At 45.4% G+C, this 19210-nt stretch carries 15 protein-coding genes and 1 tRNA gene; 15 read left to right on the top strand and 1 reads right to left on the bottom strand.

From position 1 onward, the window contains the following. Positions 1-3 precede the first annotated feature (3 nt). The 5 genes from tolB (at position 4) to AC6R05_RS11985 (ending at position 5194) form a co-directional block, all read left to right on the top strand. Complete coding sequence (gene tolB / locus AC6R05_RS11965; protein ID WP_500647475.1) at positions 4-1356, top strand: Tol-Pal system beta propeller repeat protein TolB; 1353 nt, start codon at positions 4-6, stop codon at positions 1354-1356. A gap of 110 nt (positions 1357-1466) precedes the next feature. Beyond that, the gene (gene pal / locus AC6R05_RS11970) at positions 1467-2009 is read left to right on the top strand and encodes a peptidoglycan-associated lipoprotein Pal (RefSeq protein ID WP_032549405.1); all 543 of its coding nucleotides are present in this window, start codon (positions 1467-1469) and stop codon (positions 2007-2009) included. A gap of 31 nt (positions 2010-2040) precedes the next feature. Further along, the gene (gene ybgF, locus AC6R05_RS11975; RefSeq protein ID WP_500647476.1) at positions 2041-2823 is read left to right on the top strand and encodes a tol-pal system protein YbgF; all 783 of its coding nucleotides are present in this window, start codon (positions 2041-2043) and stop codon (positions 2821-2823) included. Positions 2824-2940: 117 nt separating this feature from the next. Then, on the top strand, positions 2941-4002 hold the full coding sequence (nadA, locus tag AC6R05_RS11980) for a quinolinate synthase NadA (RefSeq protein ID WP_500647477.1): 1062 nt from the start codon (positions 2941-2943) through the stop codon (positions 4000-4002). Positions 4003-4147: 145 nt separating this feature from the next. Then, positions 4148-5194: a potassium channel family protein gene (locus tag AC6R05_RS11985; RefSeq protein WP_500647478.1), complete on the top strand. Its 1047-nt coding sequence runs from the start codon at positions 4148-4150 to the stop codon at positions 5192-5194. A gap of 108 nt (positions 5195-5302) precedes the next feature. On the opposite strand, the gene AC6R05_RS11990 is transcribed toward AC6R05_RS11985, so the two are convergent. Continuing rightward, positions 5303-5872: a UPF0149 family protein gene (locus AC6R05_RS11990; protein ID WP_500647479.1), complete on the bottom strand. Its 570-nt coding sequence runs from the start codon at positions 5870-5872 to the stop codon at positions 5303-5305. Between the two features lie 138 nt (positions 5873-6010). Here AC6R05_RS11990 and AC6R05_RS11995 point away from each other — a divergent pair, with 138 nt between their 5' ends. The 10 genes from AC6R05_RS11995 to AC6R05_RS12040 all read left to right on the top strand — a co-directional run bounded on the left by AC6R05_RS11995 (position 6011) and on the right by AC6R05_RS12040 (position 19055). Then, positions 6011-8446, top strand: a complete 2436-nt coding sequence (locus tag AC6R05_RS11995) for a hybrid sensor histidine kinase/response regulator (RefSeq protein ID WP_500647480.1) — start codon at positions 6011-6013, stop codon at positions 8444-8446. 247 nt (positions 8447-8693) lie between these two features. After that, entirely contained in the window at positions 8694-9143 is a 450-nt protein-coding gene (locus tag AC6R05_RS12000) for an L-alanine exporter AlaE (RefSeq protein WP_032549397.1), read from the top strand. Positions 9144-9297: 154 nt separating this feature from the next. After that, a tRNA-Ser gene (locus tag AC6R05_RS12005) sits at positions 9298-9385 on the top strand. 410 nt (positions 9386-9795) lie between these two features. After that, positions 9796-10773 carry a LacI family DNA-binding transcriptional regulator gene (locus AC6R05_RS12010; protein WP_500647481.1) on the top strand — a complete coding sequence of 326 codons (978 nt, stop codon included), beginning with the start codon at positions 9796-9798 and terminating at the stop codon, positions 10771-10773. Between the two features lie 298 nt (positions 10774-11071). Further along, entirely contained in the window at positions 11072-12310 is a 1239-nt protein-coding gene (locus AC6R05_RS12015) for an extracellular solute-binding protein (RefSeq protein ID WP_500647482.1), read from the top strand. An 11-nt stretch (positions 12311-12321) separates the two neighbouring features. Beyond that, positions 12322-13416 carry a carbohydrate ABC transporter permease gene (locus AC6R05_RS12020; protein ID WP_500647483.1) on the top strand — a complete coding sequence of 365 codons (1095 nt, stop codon included), beginning with the start codon at positions 12322-12324 and terminating at the stop codon, positions 13414-13416. Continuing rightward, complete coding sequence (locus tag AC6R05_RS12025; RefSeq protein WP_500647484.1) at positions 13409-14827, top strand: carbohydrate ABC transporter permease; 1419 nt, start codon at positions 13409-13411, stop codon at positions 14825-14827. The genes AC6R05_RS12020 and AC6R05_RS12025 overlap by 8 nt, the downstream gene beginning before the upstream one ends. 18 nt (positions 14828-14845) lie before the next feature. Further along, positions 14846-17188 carry a glycoside hydrolase family 65 protein gene (locus tag AC6R05_RS12030; protein WP_500647485.1) on the top strand — a complete coding sequence of 781 codons (2343 nt, stop codon included), beginning with the start codon at positions 14846-14848 and terminating at the stop codon, positions 17186-17188. Further along, complete coding sequence (gene pgmB, locus AC6R05_RS12035; protein WP_150871884.1) at positions 17181-17813, top strand: beta-phosphoglucomutase; 633 nt, start codon at positions 17181-17183, stop codon at positions 17811-17813. The genes AC6R05_RS12030 and pgmB overlap by 8 nt, the downstream gene beginning before the upstream one ends. Before the next feature lie 105 nt (positions 17814-17918). Beyond that, entirely contained in the window at positions 17919-19055 is a 1137-nt protein-coding gene (locus AC6R05_RS12040) for an ABC transporter ATP-binding protein (RefSeq protein WP_150871887.1), read from the top strand. Positions 19056-19210: the final 155 nt, after the last annotated feature.

Raw genomic sequence — 19210 nt, forward strand, 5'->3', positions numbered from 1 at the left:
CCCGTGTTAAAGAAACTATTACTGAGTTTTGTATTTGTAATAGCGACCAGCAGTCAGTTTGCACACGCTGCGTTGGAGCTCGTTATTACCGATGGTATCAACTCTGCACGACCGATTGCGATTGTGCCTTTTAAATGGGAAGGCAAAGAGAAACTGCCACATGATGTTTCTGCTGTGATCGCATCAGACTTACAGCGCAGTGGTAAATTCAGCCCTGTTGCAATTAGCAAAATGCCACAAACACCCTATAGCGAAGCAGATGTAGACTTCGATGCATGGACAAACCTAGGTGTTGATGCATTGCTGACAGGCAGCATCACTCAAGATGCGCAAGGACAATATGTAATCTATTATCAATTGGTTGATATTGTTCGTGGCCAGTTAACAAATGGTCAAAGCCGCGCACTAAACAACGAGGGCCAATTGGTTCTTTCGAAAGACCACGTACTTTTCACTAAAAAAGCAACCGTACCAGGCCCACGTTTACGTGAATATGCCCACATTATTTCAGACCATGTTTATGAAAAATTAACTGGTGAGAAGGGCGCGTTCAATACACGTATTGCTTACGTTGTAGTGAATGACAAAGACAAGTTCCCATACCATTTGCGCGTAGCGGATTACGACGGTTATAACGAACGCTTGGTGCTTCGTTCTATGCAACCACTGATGTCTCCAGCTTGGTCTCCAGATGGTGAGAAGCTTGCGTACGTGAGCTTCCAAAATGGTCAAGCTGAAATTTTCATTATGAATATCTCGACAGGTGAACGTGAAAAGGTGACGTCATACCCTCGTCACAATGGTGCGCCAAGATTCTCTCCTGACGGTAAGAAACTGGCACTAGTGCTTTCGAAAACAGGCAGCCTTCAGGTTTACACGCTTGATCTACAAACTCGTAAACTGACGCAAATTACTCGCGGTCGTGCCAATAATACGGAACCTTTCTGGCATCCTGATGGCAAGTCTCTCATTTTTACTTCTGATCGCGGTGGTAAACCCCAGATTTATAATGTAAATTTGTCAGATAATTCTACCCAAAGAATTACATGGCAAGGCAGCCAGAACTTAGGTGGTCAAATTACCCCTGATGGTCGATTCCTGATTATGGTGAATCGCAGCAACTCTGGATTTAACTTGGCCAAGCAAGACTTGGAAACAGGCGCGGTACAGGTCCTAACTAAAACCTTACTAGACGAGTCGCCAAGTATTGCACCAAATGGAGGTATGGTCATCTATAGCTCTATTTACAACCAAACAAACGTACTGTCGATGGTATCTATCGATGGTCGTTTTAAAGCTAGATTACCGGCAACTAATGGGCGTGTAAGAGCGCCAGCATGGTCGCCGTTTCTGTAGCCACGCTTAAAAGCAATTAGCTATTGATAGTAATAACTATTGTAGCAAGTAACTATCTATAGCAATTTATCGGCTGTAGAAACTAAGTTTGATAACGTAAGGAAAATAAGATGCAACTTAATAAAGTTCTTAAAGGCTTGATGATTGCACTACCAGTGATGGCAGTAACAGCATGTAGCTCAAGTGATGATGCAACATCTGCGACTTCTGGTACTGAAACTAACCAAGCAACTTCAGGTTCAGAAAACAACGTAGACACAACTGTTGTGACACCAATTGACGCGAACGGTCAACTGTCAGAGCAAGAGCTTAAAGAGCAAGCACTACGTGAAACTCAAACTATCTACTTCGCATTCGACAACGCTACTATCGCGGGTGATTACGAAGAGATGCTAGCAGCTCACGCAGCTTACCTAAGCAAAAACGTAGACATGAAAGTAACTGTAGAAGGCCACGCTGATGAGCGCGGTACTCCTGAGTACAACATCGCTCTAGGCGAGCGTCGTGCACAAGCTGTTGCTAAGTACCTACAAGCTCTAGGTGTTCAAGCTGACCAAATCTCTATCGTAAGCTACGGTGAAGAGAAGCCACTTCTTCTTGGTCAATCTGAAGAAGTGTACGCTAAAAACCGTCGTGCAGTACTAGTTTACTAATTAGTAGACTTTTTAATTGAGGAATAGCCTCATGTTCAGTAACACGAAGCGTGTCATTATGCTTTCGTTACTGGCAAGTGCAGCGAGCACCGCGCTCGCTGCACCAGCTCCAGTATCCGATCTTAATAGCACCACAACCAATTCAACTTCCTCTTCTACTCGAGCGGCTTCCAATGAAACCGATATCGAGCGTCTAGAGCGCTTGCTACAAAACCGCAATCGCGTTCAACTTCAAATGCAGCAACAAATGGACGACATGGCTCTTGAGATCAGTGAGCTTCGTGGTCAACTTGAACGCAACAGCTATGACATGAAACAGATGTTAGAGCGTCAGCGTGAGCTGTTTATCGAGCTTGATAAAGTAAGAAGCGAAGTGAAAACATCAGGCTCTGCAGCCGCTGTTGTTCCGGCAGCAGACGCGAAAGGCGCCGAAGGTACTTTCAGTACTGATGTTGATGAGCAAACCGCTTATCAAAACGCTGTGGATATGATCCTCAAACAGCGAGACTACACGGGTGCGATTACTGCATTCCAGAAGTTTCAAACAGACTTCCCAGATTCTACGTTCACACCTAACTCACACTACTGGTTAGGTCAGCTCTACTTTGCTAAGAAGCAAGATAAAGAGGCAGTGAAGAGCTTTGCAGCTGTTGTAGCTTACAAAGACTCAAACAAGCGCGCTGATGCTTTAGTGAAGCTTGGCGACATCGCTGCGCGTAACAATAACTCTGAGCAAGCGAAAAAGTACTACGAACAAGTGGTTGCCGAATACCCGAACAGTGCATCGGCAAAAGTAGCCAAGACTCATTTATAGTTCTTTAGTAAAAGAGGCGCATCAGCGCCTTTTTTTATGCCCAATCCTTTTTGATCCCAATCGTTGTACTGTGTAGAATGCTCTAATTCTCGGAAGAAGTTGCGTAGAGCAAGAGCAATGAGCCATATATTAGATAAAATCGACACTGTTTACCCATTCCCACCGAAGCCAGTTCCATTGAACGATGCTCAAAAGCAGGCTCACATAGCGAACATCAAAAAGCTACTAAAAGAAAAAGATGCTGTTTTGATCGCTCACTATTACACGGACCCTGAAATCCAGGCTCTCGCAGAAGAGACGGGTGGTTTCGTAGGTGATTCGCTAGAGATGGCTAAGTTTGGTAACCGTCACCCAGCGAGCACACTGATCATCGGTGGTGTTCGATTCATGGGCGAATCCGCGAAAATTTTGACACCTGAAAAGCGCATCTTAATGCCAACACTAGAAGCTGAGTGTTCGTTGGATCTTGGCTGTCCAGCAGACAAGTTCACTGAGTTCTGTGATGCACACCCAGACCATACTGTCGTGGTTTATGCTAACACCTCTGCGGCTGTTAAAGCACGTGCTGATTGGGTTGTGACATCAAGTATCGCACTTGAGATTGTCGAAAGCCTAGATGCTGAAGGCAAGCCAATCATTTGGGGACCAGACCGTCACCTAGGTTCGTACATTGCTAACCAAACTGGCGCAGACATGCTTCTGTGGCAAGGTGAGTGTATCGTACACGACGAGTTCTCTGCTGATGCATTGAGAAAAATGAAGTCTGTTTACCCTGAAGCAGCAATTCTTGTACACCCAGAGTCTCCAGCAAGTGTAGTTGAGCTAGCTGATGCGGTTGGTTCCACTAGTCAGCTGATCAAAAAAGCGAAAGAGTTACCGCATACACAAATGATTGTGGCGACAGACAAAGGTATCTTCTTCAAGATGCAGCAATTGGTGCCTGAAAAAGAACTAATTGAAGCGCCAACAGCAGGTGCTGGTGCGACATGTCGTAGCTGTGCTCACTGTCCTTGGATGGCGATGAATGGCCTAGAGGCGATTGAAAATGCACTTGAGAATGGTGGTGAGCAACACGAGATTTTCGTTTCTGACGAGCTACGCGTGAAATCTCTTATCCCATTGAACCGCATGCTTGATTTCGCAGAGCAATTGAACATGCAGGTGAAGGGTAACGCGTAAGCAAGGTCTTTACCTTCAGAGTTTAAAAGCCAGCATTCGTGCTGGCTTTTTTGTACCTTTTTTCTCGAGTTTCACACCAGATATCTTGTTGATATCGCGAATTTTTCCTAGCATGTAATTAACAAAATACTTAATTGAGGTGCAGATGGTTATCTGGTTACAGCTCAAGCGTTGGCTTCAGGCGAATCTATTCGTGTTAAACGGGAAGAACTTGTTGGTCGCGTTTGCAGGGTATGTGCTTACGGCATGGCTGTTGTTGTTCATTGCTGGCGAGCACGATCTCACGTCCTCAATCACTACCTTCGCGTACTATCTGGTCGTGACAGCATCGACGGTTGGGTATGGTGATTTGTCACCAACCACAGAGCTTGGTCAGTGGGTAGTGATTCTATTTGTGATTCCCGGAGGCCTCAGCTTATTTGCTGCTTTGCTCGGTAAGGTAGCAACCGAGGGTGTTGAATATTGGCGTGCAGGTCTGTTGGGTAAAAGGAGAATTCGAGTGGAAAACCACATTTTAATGTTAGGTTGGAATGAGCAAAGAACGATACATCTTATAAGAATGCTGCAGCATGAAGAGACTGGTAAGCGCCCAATTGTGTTGTGTACTCGTTCTGATATAGAAAACCCTCTTCCGGGAGAGATCAACTTCGTTAAAGTGAACAGCTACACCGATGGTAAAGAGATGGAAAAGACGGGGATAGAGTTGGCAAGCTGTATCCTGATTGATAATCCAGAAGATGATATTACTTTGTCAGCAGCTCTGTACTGTGCGAATCGAAACCCTGATGCGCATTTGCTGGTTTACTTTAAAGACGAAGCTTTGAGCGATTTGCTCCACAAACATTGTCCAAACTCGGAGTGCATTCCGGCAGTGGGCGCGGAAATGTTGGCTAAGGCGGCTGTAGATCCGGGCTCGAGTGCTTTGCACCAAGAGTTGCTTAGCTCGACACGGGGAATGACGCAATACTCCACTTACTATCCAGAGAATGCAGAAACAACAACGGTCGCGCCTATCTTTAGTGTTTTCAAAGAGCGCTATCAAGCGACGTTGATCGCAATAGATCACGGTAAGGGGAAGGGGATCGAGCTTAATCCTGAGTTGAATGTTGAAGTTAGTGGAGGATCAAAGCTCTTTTATATTGCGGATGAGCGAATCCCAGAGTTCAACTGGCAAACCATTACAAACAAATAGTGGAACCGAGTAATCCTTGGTTAACGAGATCAAAAAAGGCTTCCGATGGGAAGCCTTTTATTCTTTCGTTCATAGCATCACCGCGTGATGCATGCTCGATGTCATTCGTTATTGAGCTTCAGCCAAAGCGATACCGCGTTGCGTCAAGCCACATAGCATAACGGGTACAGCATTGAAGATCTCTTCAAACTGCTCCAATCCTTCAACGCCTTGCTCTGCTAGTGTCGCAATAGAAGTCTCTGGATCGTAAAGCATGCTGATAGAAAGTAGGACGCCGCCAACCAGTGCGTTGTCTTCACTGTCTTCAGGCATCAAGGTTTCCCAGTCATCACGAGCGATCTGCCAACCTTGTAGCAGGCCCTCACAGAAATCACGAGTTGCTTCGTTCACTACTTCTTCTTCATCCAACTGACAAGCTTCTGGCCAAGTCCAGTTACCTTCCATTAAAGCTGGGCGAGTTTCATTCCAAAGCGCAATGATAAGCTCAATATAGCTCTCTAGTTGTTCGCCATCAGTGAAAGGAGCAACTTCTTCACCGCCCCATAAGAATGGAAGCCATTCGTGCGGCGTTAACACGTTCGGCGCGGCTGCCATAGCAGTCACAAAGCCAAGTGTTTTGTGTTCTGTGATAAGTTTGCCTTCCAGCTCAGGAAGCGCAAGAATTTCTTGTAGTGTCAAACTGAAGTACCATAGTAGGTGAAACAAATTTATGCTTATAGTACCAATCTTGCTGTCGCAATCAAAACCCAATCTAAAAAGGCTTGATGTAACTGGATATAGTCGCTAGCTTAAATAAAAAAGCAACAATAAAACTATATGCAGATACGTTCCTCTCTTAAGAAAAAAAGTATGGTTGCGCTTGGATTGTACCTAGCGACCTTTATTGCCATCATCGGCAGTGTCACCTATTTCGTTGTTGAATCGCCTGTACGAGCCAAGCTCCAGCAGAACCTAGACTTAAGGGCAGAAATCCTTTCATCATTAATTGAGGCACCACTCAATAGCTCAGAGGGCTTTTTACACAGCCTGGTGGGCCTTGCACAAGCTCAACCTGACTCAAAATTGCTGGCTCGTCATTTCAAATCGATTCTTGCGACCAGTGACGATACCATTATCAGTGCTGGTATTTGGCCAGAACCTTATGTGTACGAAGCAGATCGAGAACGAGACAGTTACTTCTTTAATAAAGCTGACGACGGAAAAATCGACCAGCTTTTCTCGTACAACAACCCTAAGTCGATGCTGTACCACCAAGAGGCGTGGTACGCATCTGTCGTAGAAAAGCCTGTTGGCACAGTATCTTGGAGTGATGTCTACTTAGATCCATATACTCATATTCAAATGATTACAGCTTCAGCGCCTTTTTATTTGGATGGTAAGTTCTCGGGTGTCGCGACGGTGGATTTATCTTTAACCGAGCTTCTAAACTTCATAAAAAGCCACGCCGAAGAGTACGACCTCGGCATTACCTTACGTGATCAACATCAACAAATATTGGTGACACACAATTTCAATCTGGTTGAAGGCATTTATATCAGTAAACACAAGTTTGGTCAGTTTGATTGGCAGGTCGATGTCGTCAACTCCAAGCTATTAGTCGCTGATGAAGTATCTAGGCAGGTAATGAGTATTGAATGGGGTATCGCACCGTTCCTACTTTTATGTGTGATGGCCGGCTACTACCTATTAAATCGCTACCTGATCAGTCCAATTACCACCATTGCAGCTAAGGTTGATGGATCCAAGGAGGGGGGCGTCATAGATGTTAACTATCAGAGCCAAGATGAGATTGGTTACCTGATAAAAACATTCAATGAAAAAACCGTATTCCTTGAAGCTGAGAAAGTAAAAGCGCAAGCATCAACCAATGCCAAAACGGCGTTCCTAGCAACACTTTCCCACGAGATACGAACGCCAATGAATGGGGTTTTGGGTACCGCACAAATCCTTCTTAAGACGCCTTTAAACAGCGAGCAAGAGAAACATCTGCGCAGTTTGTACGAATCTGGCGATCATATGATGACGCTACTCAACGAGATCTTAGACTTTTCGAAGATAGAGCAGGGTAAGTTAGACCTGGATAACACTCGTTTCCCACTCGACTCCTTGATTGGCAGTATTAACAGTGTTTACTACACCTTGTCTGCGGAGAAAGGGCTGCAATTTAAGGTCTACACTGAAGTGCCAGCTGGTCGTTGGTACTTCTCTGACAAGGCACGTCTGCGTCAGGTTCTGTTTAACTTGCTCAATAACGCAGTGAAATTTACCTCGCGCGGCTTTGTTGAAGTCTACTTCAAAGAGGTTACCCGAAATGGCAACACCTACCTGAACATTCGGGTTCGTGATACCGGTATTGGGATCTCCAAAGAAGCTCAAAAACGTATTTTCAATCCATTCGAGCAAGCTGAGTCTTCCACCACGCGTCGTTTTGGTGGTACCGGGCTTGGGTTAGCGATTGTGAAAAAAATCACTGAGTTAATGGACGGAGACATTCAAGTAACCAGTGAAGAGGGGATTGGCACAAGTTTTGATGTGAACTTGAGAATTGAGCCTACAGAACCCGGAGAGGTCGAAAGCCTACCGCATTCGAAGCTTAACTACTCAGGTTTAAAAGTCCTTATTGTGGAAGACAATCGCACTAATACGGTGATCATTGAAACCTTTATGAACAATAAAGGCTTCAGCTGCAAGAGCGTTGAAAACGGTGAACTTGCGATTCAGGCAGTGGCTTCTGAGCGCTTTGATTTGATTCTGATGGATAATCACATGCCAGTGATGGACGGTGTAGAGTCAACGACTGCGATACGCGCATTGGCTGACGATATGTCATCGGTGCTCATTTTTGGGTGTACTGCCGACGTCTTTAAAGAGACTCGTGAGCGAATGATTGGGGCAGGGGTAGATTACATCATAGCTAAGCCCATTGATGAGCGAGAGCTTGATGATGCGCTATTTAGGTTCTCTAACAAGCTCTATCAATATCATGGCTCTCAACCACAGTCGAATGAAGAACCTGTGATCAAAGCTCCAGACAATACTGAGGAGCTTTTGGTGACTCTGTACATTGCACTTGAAGATCAAAGTATAGAATTAGCAACGTTTGCGTTGGAGAATCTGCTTATCCATATTGAGCCGACGGAGGATTCTTTGCTTCCGTCATTGTTGACTCAAGCCATTCAAGAGCTTTCAAAAGGACGCTTTCCTTCACAAGAACTCATCAACTCAATAACCGTTAATATTCCAGTTGAATAATTGTATTTAAATTACAGTAAATGAAGTACGGTTTGAGTGAAAATTGAGCTAGATCTGTTTTTTTGGTCGAAGTAACTGGTTTTACTGTCAATTCTGGTTGTAAATTTACAACTTTATTTTAAATTTGAAATCTATCACTGCAAATCTTGTGTTTTAATAGCGACATAATCTGGTTGGGTGTTGAATTACCCTTTTTATATGTTACTAAATCACTGAATTGGCAGTGGTATATTTTGGGTTTTATGCGATGAAGTCTCGTGGGCCATTTTGTATTCGTAACGCAGCAGCGGATACTTTTGCTATGGTAGTTTTCTGTTTTATCTCTGGCATGATTGTTGAGATTTTTATCTCTGGTATGTCGTTTGAACAGTCTCTTGCATCACGAACGCTCTCTATTCCTGTGAATATTGCGATCGCATGGCCTTACGGTGTTTTTCGTGACTGGGTTTTACGTAACGGCGCGAAAATTTCAGACAGTTCATTGGCGAAAAACCTGTCTGATTTAGTTGCGTACGTTTTGTTCCAGTCTCCAGTGTATGCAGGTATCTTGTTCGCGGTAGGTGCTTCAACTGATCAAATCGTTACAGCAGTAACCAGTAACGCAGTGATTTCGTGCGGCATGGGCGTGCTATATGGCTACTTCTTGGATATGTGCCGTAAATGGTTCCGTGTACCGGGTTACTACCAACAAGCGTAATCTTGTTGATATTTGGTTTGTTTTCAAACGAATGAGTTAATTTGTAAGCGAACAGACCAATTAAGGTAACTTTTTTGACAATGCCCCTTGACCAATGCGAGCAGAATCAATAAAGTAGCGCCTCGTTGAGCAACACAGCTTAACAACAAAATTTGGTGAGGTGTCCGAGTGGCCGAAGGAGCACGCCTGGAAAGTGTGTATACGGAAACGTATCGAGGGTTCGAATCCCTCCCTCACCGCCATATTCCGGAAAGCCTAGCAGCAATGCTAGGCTTTCGTCGTTTTAGTGCTAAGAAAACTAAGCGCAAATATCAAAAAACATATCTTTAGCTATTTACTTTAAATTCCTTCTTTTCTCTTTACGTCGTTGTCCCTGTCACTTCTATTCTCACTTGTCCCTAATGTTTAATGTCATCTTCGTCGTCACCGATGTCTTAGATTCCTATGCCATTGAAACTAATAGGTAAAAGTGGACTTGAGTGCTGCTTGTAAAAGGGCATTTGAGTTTGTGTTGTTTGAGAAGCTTTAAACAACGCGTTCTAACCGTGATGGTGATCATGAGTCGTTCTGTGTTTACGTATTTTTACTTGAAAAATATGATTATAAGAACATAATGAACGTAAAATTTACGTTTGTAGTCAGAGGGACCAGTGTGAGTGAATCGAAAACTGAGGCCGACTTAAAGAAAACAACGATACATGAGGCTGCAAAAATCGCAGGTGTATCAATTGCTTCTGTCAGTCGAGCTTTAAATAACAAACCCGGCATCAGTGAGAAAACGCGTAAACGTATTCTAGATATTTGTAAGGATTTGGGTTACGTACCGAGTACATCGGCACGCGAACTAATGGGGAATCATAAAAATACCATTGCGATTTCTCTAGGACCTATCGATTTTTACGCTTCACGCTACTTGGGTATGCTTTGGCCGTCTCTCTCTGCAACGATTCGCAACTCAGGACGTAACTTGTTGCCTGTGAGTTTTGGCGAGGTGGACTTACAACAAGTGGGTGGTGCGATTTTATTAGGTATGACCGCTAACGATCCGCGTGTCGAAACCTGTAAGGACCTTGGCTTGCCTTTTGTCTGTATTGGAATGAGCGAAGGTTCATTTTGGGTCGCTCCTGATGACTTTAATGGTGGCCGTGAGGCAACGCAACACCTTGTAGATAAAGGGTTAAGCGATATCTGTTTCGTGACACCTACGACATACGGTGATGGTTATCAATTCCGCCATCAAGGCTATATGTCAGTAATGGCGAGTAATGCACTTCCCATCAGAGAGCTAAGGACAGGCCATGATCCACTAGGTGAGATTGCCGCATACCGATACTTTATTTCGATGGATAAGCAGCAACTCGACGGTTACCAAGGGTTTGTTTGTGAAAGCGATGAAACAGCGCTTGGTGTGATCGCTGCTTTGAAAGACCGTGGATATCGTGTCCCAGAAGACTTTTCGGTTGTTGGCTATGATGGCTTGCCAGGAATCTCTAAAACTTTAACAACCGTTGTTCAAGACACTGACAAGATAGCGGCGAAAGCAGCCTCAATGCTTGAGCTAGCAATATTAGGCGAACAGCCTGTTGGTGCTGTAGTGCCTATTACATTGAAGCTCGGTGAAACGACATAAACACATAGTTTTACCTATTACCTAAAAAGGGCATATCGAAAGATATGCCCTTTTTATATAACCTAACGAAAAATTTACTCAATCGTGACATTTATAGGGCTCATTACGTACTTTTTATAGGTTTTTATAGGAGTAAATGTCCCATAAATGGATATTTATGGCTCTAAATTAGATCCTGATCACTAAAATAGATGTACCAAACGTTGCTCAAAACGAAATTGTGATCGATTTAACGTAAGCGTTTACGTAAACTCTGCATAATACCCTCAGATTTTGAAATTAAGGAACTGAGGGCAACATGAAAAAAACAATATTGGCGGCATCCCTACTTGCTGCAAACCTATCTGCAACCGCAACTGAAAAGACGGAAGTTACTATCGCTGGGTGGGGTGGTAATGACGTTGTTGTGCTGAACAACTTGGTAAAAGAAGTATTGGCCGATGATTTTGAAGAAGCGGGATTAACCGTTAAATACCAAGCGGTCGAAGGTGATTTCTCTCAGTTTATAACTAACTCTTTGTCTGCAGGTACAGCACCAGATGCTTTTTATGTTGATGTAGTTTTCGCTAACACTTTGGTCAACTCGGGTAAGGTCGCTGCAAACAGCGAATCGCTAAATAGCGTTAGCTCTGCCGTTATTCCAAGCCTCAATAGTGCGTTTACGTTAAATGGTAAACAGTATGGAATTGCTAAGGATTTCAATACGATCGCACTGCAATACAACAAAGATATTTTCGATGACGCCGGCGTTGATTACCCAACTAACAGCGATTCTTGGGAAGATTTACGTAAAAAGCTGATCGCGGTGAAAGATGAACTAGGCGATGAAGTATCAGGTATCTGTGTTATGCCTGATTACGCACGTTTTGCTCCATTCGCATTGGCGACAGGCTGGAAGCCATTCAATGAAGAAGGAGAAACAGTTCTTGATGAGAACTTCGAGCGTGCATTCAACTTCTACACAGGCTTAGTTTCTGAAGATGAAGTCGGTATTTTGGCTACAGACTTAGGTCAGGGCTGGGGTGGCGGTTGTTTTGGTACAGAAGAAACAGCGGTTGCGCTTGAAGGCAACTGGATCAGTGGCTACCTGCGTGACAAAGCGCCAAACCTTCCTTACGGCACAACTTTAATGCCAACCGACCCGAAAACAGGTGAGCGCGGCAACCTTCTATTTACTGTTGCTTGGGGCATAAACGCTGATGGCAAAAATGTAGAAGCAACGCAAAAAGCAGTCGAAATCTTAACGAGCCAAGAAGCGCAAGAGTGGGTACTGGACTCAGGCCTTGCACTTCCAAGCCGCGAATCTCTGAGTGACGCTAAATTCTTCGAGGTTGAAGATTCAGAAAGTGAACTGGCGAAACAAGTCTTTAAAGGTGCTCTAGAAGGTAATGTCGAACCCTTTGCGTTTGGTGATTACGGTACAGCTTGGATGACTCCAATCAACGAAGCCTTGAACTCTGTACTGCTTGGTCAAATGACGCAAAAAGAAGCGCTCAAGATGGCTCAAGCTAAATACGATGCACTAACGGCTAAGTAGTAGGACGAGCGATGAACTCTTTACGTCTTCGCCAACAAGTTTACGGATGGCTCCTAGCTGGGCCATTTGTACTGACTTTGGTGGTGTTCTTTCTTTATGCATTGGTTCGAACGGTTTACTTCAGTTTTACTGAATACGACCTGTTTAGTGATGCGGTATGGGTTGGTTTAGCGAACTTCAAAGCATTGCTTACCGACGACTTATTTTTACTGTCATTGGCAAACACGATTTGGTTCTCCCTTATCGTTACCTGTGTGCAAACGGTATTAGCATTAGGTCTAGCGATTCTAGTTAACTCTAAGATTCGTGCGAAAAGCTTCTTTAGAACAGCCTTTTACCTACCAAGCATTCTTTCCAGTGCTGCGGTTACGCTGATTTTCATTTGGTTCTACCAAAAGAACGGTTACCTAAATGGTTTTGTGACAGATGTTGTGAATCACTATCCACACATCAGTTGTTTCGTGCTCGTAGCGGTGGCAACTCAATTTGTTCTAGTGACTAAAGACCGTATCAAGGGACTGCCTGTAGGCTGGTTCGACCCTGCATGGGCCATTCTCTCTGTGATTGTGGCGGGTATCGCTGCCTTTATCGCAAGTGCAATGGGTTGGATTGAGGTGACCAAAGATGTGGTAGAGGTTAACTGGCTAAACACCCGTGACCATGTTGGTCCAATGCCATTAACACTTTGGGCGATCGTGATTCAAAACATCTACACCACGATTCCAACCTTCATGCTGCTGTTTTTAGCGGGCTTGCAAGGCATTCCAGGTGAGTTGTACGAAGCCGCGCACATTGATGGGGCGAACAAGTGGCAACAACACTGGAACATTACGATTCCGCAACTGGCTCCTGTGACATTCGTTGTCGTGACCTTCTCGATCATCGGTACGCTACAGATGTTTGACCAAGTCGCTCTGCTGGGTTCAGCAGCCCCACTTGAGTCACGTATTACTCTGGCTTACTACGTTTACCACAATGCATTCCCACCGGGTGGCACGCCACAAATCGGTATGGCGAGCGCGGCGGCATTGGTATTGGCATTCATTACATTGGCAGTGGTTTATCTGCAGAAAATCTTTGGTGTGAAGGAGAAAGCAGATGACTAATCCCGTTTCAACCATGAATCACGATGATGCGAAACCTATGGCATCAATGGAAGAGATTTCCAAGTTCCAAGCGCGTCGTCGCTGGGCAAAAGTGGCTTGGGTATACAGCGCACTGATTCTGGTCGCAACCGTAATGCTAGGCACGTTTGTCGTTGCTTTCCTAGCAAGTTTGAAAGATGACCCGCTTGAACAGCCATTTAAATTCAGTTTTGCTCAGGTTCAACCAAGTAACTGGGGCGCAGCTTACCAGTTAGGTCAAGAGGGTAACAACGCACCGATGTTTGGTGGTTTTGCTCCGGGGGCAGAGGTTAACTTCACGGTGACTTATGCGGTGGAAGAGGGCAAGGAATTCAAAGTTCCGACCATCGAAGTTCCACGTCGTCGTCCGGGTACTGGTATGGCTGCTGCGACAGTGACGGATTTCGCTTCTGATTACGCTGTGGTGAGTGAGCCGCGCCTAGTGAGTTCAAGTGACAATGTCACGTATGTCGAAAAGCGTGGTCGTAACGAAATTACAAAGCAAGGCCAGAGCCAAACTTGGGAATTCAACGTTCGTTATCAAGGTAATGGTCCTGAAATTGCGACGCTTCCTCTAACCGTTGAAGCGCCACGTGGTCAGGTGCTGATTGATAGCACGCTAGCACCAAGCAAGATGGAACGTCGCGGTCGAGTTGCGGCATGGGATAACGCGGCGCCAGGTCTTATTGGTTATGTATTTAAGTCTTACGTTCGTGTTTACACCGAGTCAGTAAGCCTAGAAACCGGTAAGAGCTTATTTATGAGCTGGACCATCAACTCGTTCTTCATCGCGATTGGTAAGGTTCTACTGACATTGTTCTTCGCTTGTACAGCAGGTTACGCCCTAGCTCGATTGAAGTTCACTGGTGCTCGCGCAGTGTTTGCTTTCATGCTGTTCAGCATGATGATTCCAGGTCAGGTAACGTTTATTTCAAACTACCTAATCTACAAAGATATCGGTCTATTGAATACGCCTTGGGCGGTCATCACAGCAGTGGTGGCATCGGGTCAGGTTCTGATTATGAAGCAGTTCTTCGAGAATATTCCGAAAGAACTGGAAGAAGCCGCAATCGTAGACGGCGCAAGCCCAGCCGTGATTCTTTGGAAAGTATTTATGCCACTGGCGAAGCCAGCCATTCTGTCGGTAACAATCCTTGGGTTCCAAGGTGCATGGAATGACTTCTTCTGGCCGCTTGTGGTGATTAACAGCCCAGCTGACGCATTTACGCTTCCTGTTGGTCTATTGAGTTTACGTAACGCTTATGGCGTAGCAGGTGACTGGAACCTGATTCTGGCGGGCGCGTTCCTGTCGACAATCCCAGTACTGATTGTATTTATGGTATTTCAACGTTACTTCGTTGGTAACGATATTTCTTCCGCTGTTAAAGGTTAAATTTCGGGGATATTTAAGATGTTTATGAACTACACCGCTGGTCAAGGCGAACTAAAAAATTGGATCGTTGAAGAAACGGCATTTGATTCAGCACTTCAAGGTAAATGTGAAGTAGTAATGAGCCAAGGCAATGGCTACATGGGTGCCCGTAGTGCAACGGAAGAAAAGTACGTAGGTCAAGTACGTAACCTATTCGTAGCAGGCACTTACAACAAATTTGATGAAGAGGAAGTAACAGAGCTTCCAAATGCGGCTGACATGAGCTCAATTGAAATCTTTATCGACGGTCGTCGTTTCCATCTAGAGTCTGGCGAAGTAAGTAACTACTCTCGTCGCCTAAATGTGAAGAACGGTGAGTTGACTCGTGAGTTCACATGGACAAACTCAGAAGGTAAAGCTTTTGAGATGCGCTTCCGCCGCTTCATCTCTCAAGCGAATCTTCACCTAATGGCGTTCGACGTTCAAGTTAAGGCTGTAAACAGCGATGCGAAAATCGAAATCCGTTCGGGCGTTGATGCTCAACTGTCAAACTCAGGCGCTCAGCACTTCCACGAAGGTGAGAAGCGTATTTATGACAAGCGCTTCATTGAGCTTCTACAACACACGACAGAAAGCAAAGTTGATTTCGTATTCCTAACGTCTCACCGTTACTTCGTAAATGGTACAGAAGTTGAGATCGACCCAGGTCTACAGATGGACCGCCGTAAGGTATGGCTGAACATTCATCAAGAGCTAAAAGCAGGCGAGACATTTGGTACTGAGAAAGTGGGTGTTGTACACACTTCTCGTGACAAGCAGTTCGATGTTGAAGGCTATGAGCTACAAGCTCTACGTGACCACGCGCTAACTAACCTAAAAATGAACGCTGACCGCAGCTTTGACGAGCTACTAGCAGACAGCGCCGTTGAGTGGGATAAGCGTTGGGACAACATGAACATCACCATCGGTGGTAACGATTTTGACCAACTAGCGACGCGTTTCGCTCAGTACCAACTAAACATCTTTACGCCAATGCACGACTCTCGCTTCGGTATCGGTGCGAAAGGTCTATCTGGCGAGGGCTACAAAGGTCACTCATTCTGGGATACAGAAGTATTCATGCTTCCGTTCTTCATCTACACAATGCCAGAAGTTGCACGCAGCCTACTTGAGTACCGCTTCAAGACACTGGGCGGCGCACGTAAGAAAGCAGCAGACAACGGCTACATCGGTGCTCAGTTCCCATGGGAATCTGCACTAACAGGTGAAGAAGTAACGCCAGTATGGGGCGCAGTAGACATCATCACTGGTAAGTCGACTAAGATCTGGTCTGGTTTTATCGAGCAGCACATCACGTGTGATATCACTTACGCACTATGGCAGTACTACCAAATCACGGGCGACCAGAAGTTCATGGACGACATGGGCTACGAGATCATGTTCGACACAGCAACGTTCTGGACAAGCCGCCTAGATTGGCTAGAAGACCGCAACATGTGGGGTATCTGTAACGTAATCGGTCCTGATGAGTACAAAGAGCACATCGACAACAACGCGTTTACGAACTACATGGCAGTAGAGAACATCAAGCTAGCGATTCGTTACTACGAAGATCTAGAAGCGTCTAACCCAGAGCTACTGGCTAAGCTGTCTGACAAGCTAAACCTAGTTGAAGCTCGCAAGATGTGGCTAGAGCGCGTAGATGACATCTACCTACCACAACCACGTGAAGAAGATAAGATCATCCCTCAGGACGATACTTACCTACAGAAAGAAATCATTGACCTAACTAAGTACAAAGAGCAGCCGTTCGTTGGTGGTTTGTTCCAAGACTACAGCCTAGATCAAGTGAACGAGATGCAGGTTTCTAAGCAAGCAGACATCATGGTTCTTTTCCTACAACAGGAAGACAAGTTTGACCTAGAAACTAAGCTTGCGAACTGGAACTACTATGAGCCGAAAACGCTACACGATTCGTCTCTAAGCCTATCAACTCACTCTGTATTAGCGTCAGATGTGGGTAACCCAGAGCTATCTTACGACCTGTTCCAACAAGCGGCGTCTATCGACATCGGTCAAAACATGAAGAGCTCGGATCACGGTATCCACGCGGCGTCTATCGGTGGCATGTGGCAGTGTGTGGTATACGGCTTCGGTGGCGTACGTATGTTGGGTGGCGAGCTTCGCATTAACCCTAACCTGCCTAAACAGTGGGATAGCGTGAACTTCCCAATCTACTGGAAAGGTGAGCGTCTAGAAGTAACGGTAGACAACGCACAAGTAAGCATTGTTCGTCCAGAGTTTAACGGCCAACCACTTAACATTGAAGTTGCGGGTGAGCCACGTGTAATCGAATCAACAGAGGCTGTATTCAATGTGTAAGGCATTTATTTTCGACCTTGATGGCGTAATTACCGACACCGCTGAACTGCACTACCAAGCATGGCAGCGTATGGCGAACGAAGAAGGCTACTACTTCGACCGCGAAATCAACGAGCAGCTACGTGGTGTATCTCGCGAAGCATCTCTAAAAATCATCCTAGATGGTCGTGAGATCAGCGAAGAGAAATTTGCAGATCTAATGAAACGTAAGAACGACTACTACGTTGACTTGCTAAACACGATTTCTGCAAAAGATGTACTGCCAGGAATCGAACAGTTCCTACTGGAGCTAAACGCACGTGGTATCAAGGTAGCACTGGCGTCAGCAAGTAAAAATGCGCGTCCAATCCTACACCGCCTTGGTCTAACATCGTTGTTTGATGCAATCGGTGATGGTTGGTCAGTACAGCGCTCTAAGCCTGCGCCAGATGTATTTATTCACGCTGCAGGCCAAGTAGGCGTAAACGCTGACGAGTGCATTGTGGTTGAAGATGCAGAAGCGGGTGTAGACGCAGCGAAAGAAGCAGGCATGCGCGTTGTGGGTATCGGCCCTGATGAGCGTGTTGGTCATGCAACATGGCGCTTCGAGGATACAGCTGAGATGAAACTCGCTGCAATCCTGTAAAGCAAATCGCTAGCACAAATTAGCTTTACACATAATAAGAAAGGGGCAGCTTGCCTGCCCCTAATACGCCCAACAAGGCGAAAGAATTAGAACGTAGGTAGAACAATGGCACGCTTAGAACTGAAGAACATCAACAAAATCTATCCAGATGGTGCGCACATCATCAAAGACGCCAACCTAGTGATCGAAGACGGTGAATTTACGGTTTTCGTTGGCCCATCCGGTTGTGGTAAATCAACTATGCTGCGCATGGTAGCTGGCTTAGAAGAGATTTCTTCAGGCGAAATGTGTCTAGATGGCGAGGTAGTGAACAACTTGTCTCCTACGGATCGTGGTATTGGGATGGTTTTCCAATCCTACGCACTCTACCCGCATATGACGGTAGAAGAGAACATCGCATTTGGTCTGAAGCTGGCGAAAAAGCTCAGTGCAGACGAAATCAAAAAAGCAGTTAAAGACGTCGGCGAAATGCTTGAACTGACAAACCTTATGAAGCAAAAACCAAGTCAACTTTCTGGTGGTCAGCGTCAGCGTGTGGCGATTGGTCGTGCGATTGTCCGGAACCCGAAACTTTTCCTTCTTGATGAACCGCTATCAAACTTAGACGCGTCACTGCGTGTTCGTATGCGTCTTCAATTAGCGGAATACCATCAGAAATTGAAATCGACGGTGATTTACGTAACGCACGACCAAGTAGAAGCGATGACTCTTGCAGACAAAATCGTGGTACTGCGTGATGGTGCGATTGAGCAAGTCGGTTCGCCGTTAGATCTTTATTACTTCCCGAAAACTCTGTTTGTTGCCGGCTTTATTGGTTCTCCAAAGATGAACTTACTGCCAGCGACACTGATTTCTGCTTGTGAAGAAAAAGCGCACGTAGAAGTCGGGGACTACAAATTTGAAGCGGAAGTGAATGCTCAGGGAGCGACACAAGGTGCGCTAATGACATTGGGCATTCGTCCTGAAGATATCCACCTAGATGAGAAAGGCGTTGGCGTTATCGTTGAAGGTCTTGAGCGTCTTGGTACGGAATCACTACTTTACACAACACTGGTGCGCGGCGGACAAGAGGTACTAGTGCGCGTTCCGGGTACGGTACATGTTGAAGTAGGGCAGCGTTTGAACATCCGCATCCCTGCTGAAAAGTGTCATCTATTCGATAGCAAAGGTAAGGCATACGAGCGTGGTCATACGCTTAATGACCTAATCACGTTGCCACCTCAAGTGCAGCAAGCAAGTTAATTACGATAAGAATAATAAAAAAGCCCGCGGGCGAGCGGGCTTTCGATTACTGCGTTAGCAACGGTTGCAGCCAATGCCAACGTGAACATTAATGCCTGTTGTAGCAGGTACCAATAATTGCTCCTCATCGGAGCGACAGTAACATAGTGATAATA

Source organism: Vibrio sp. R11-SG3-ISO9, from assembly GCF_059834255.1.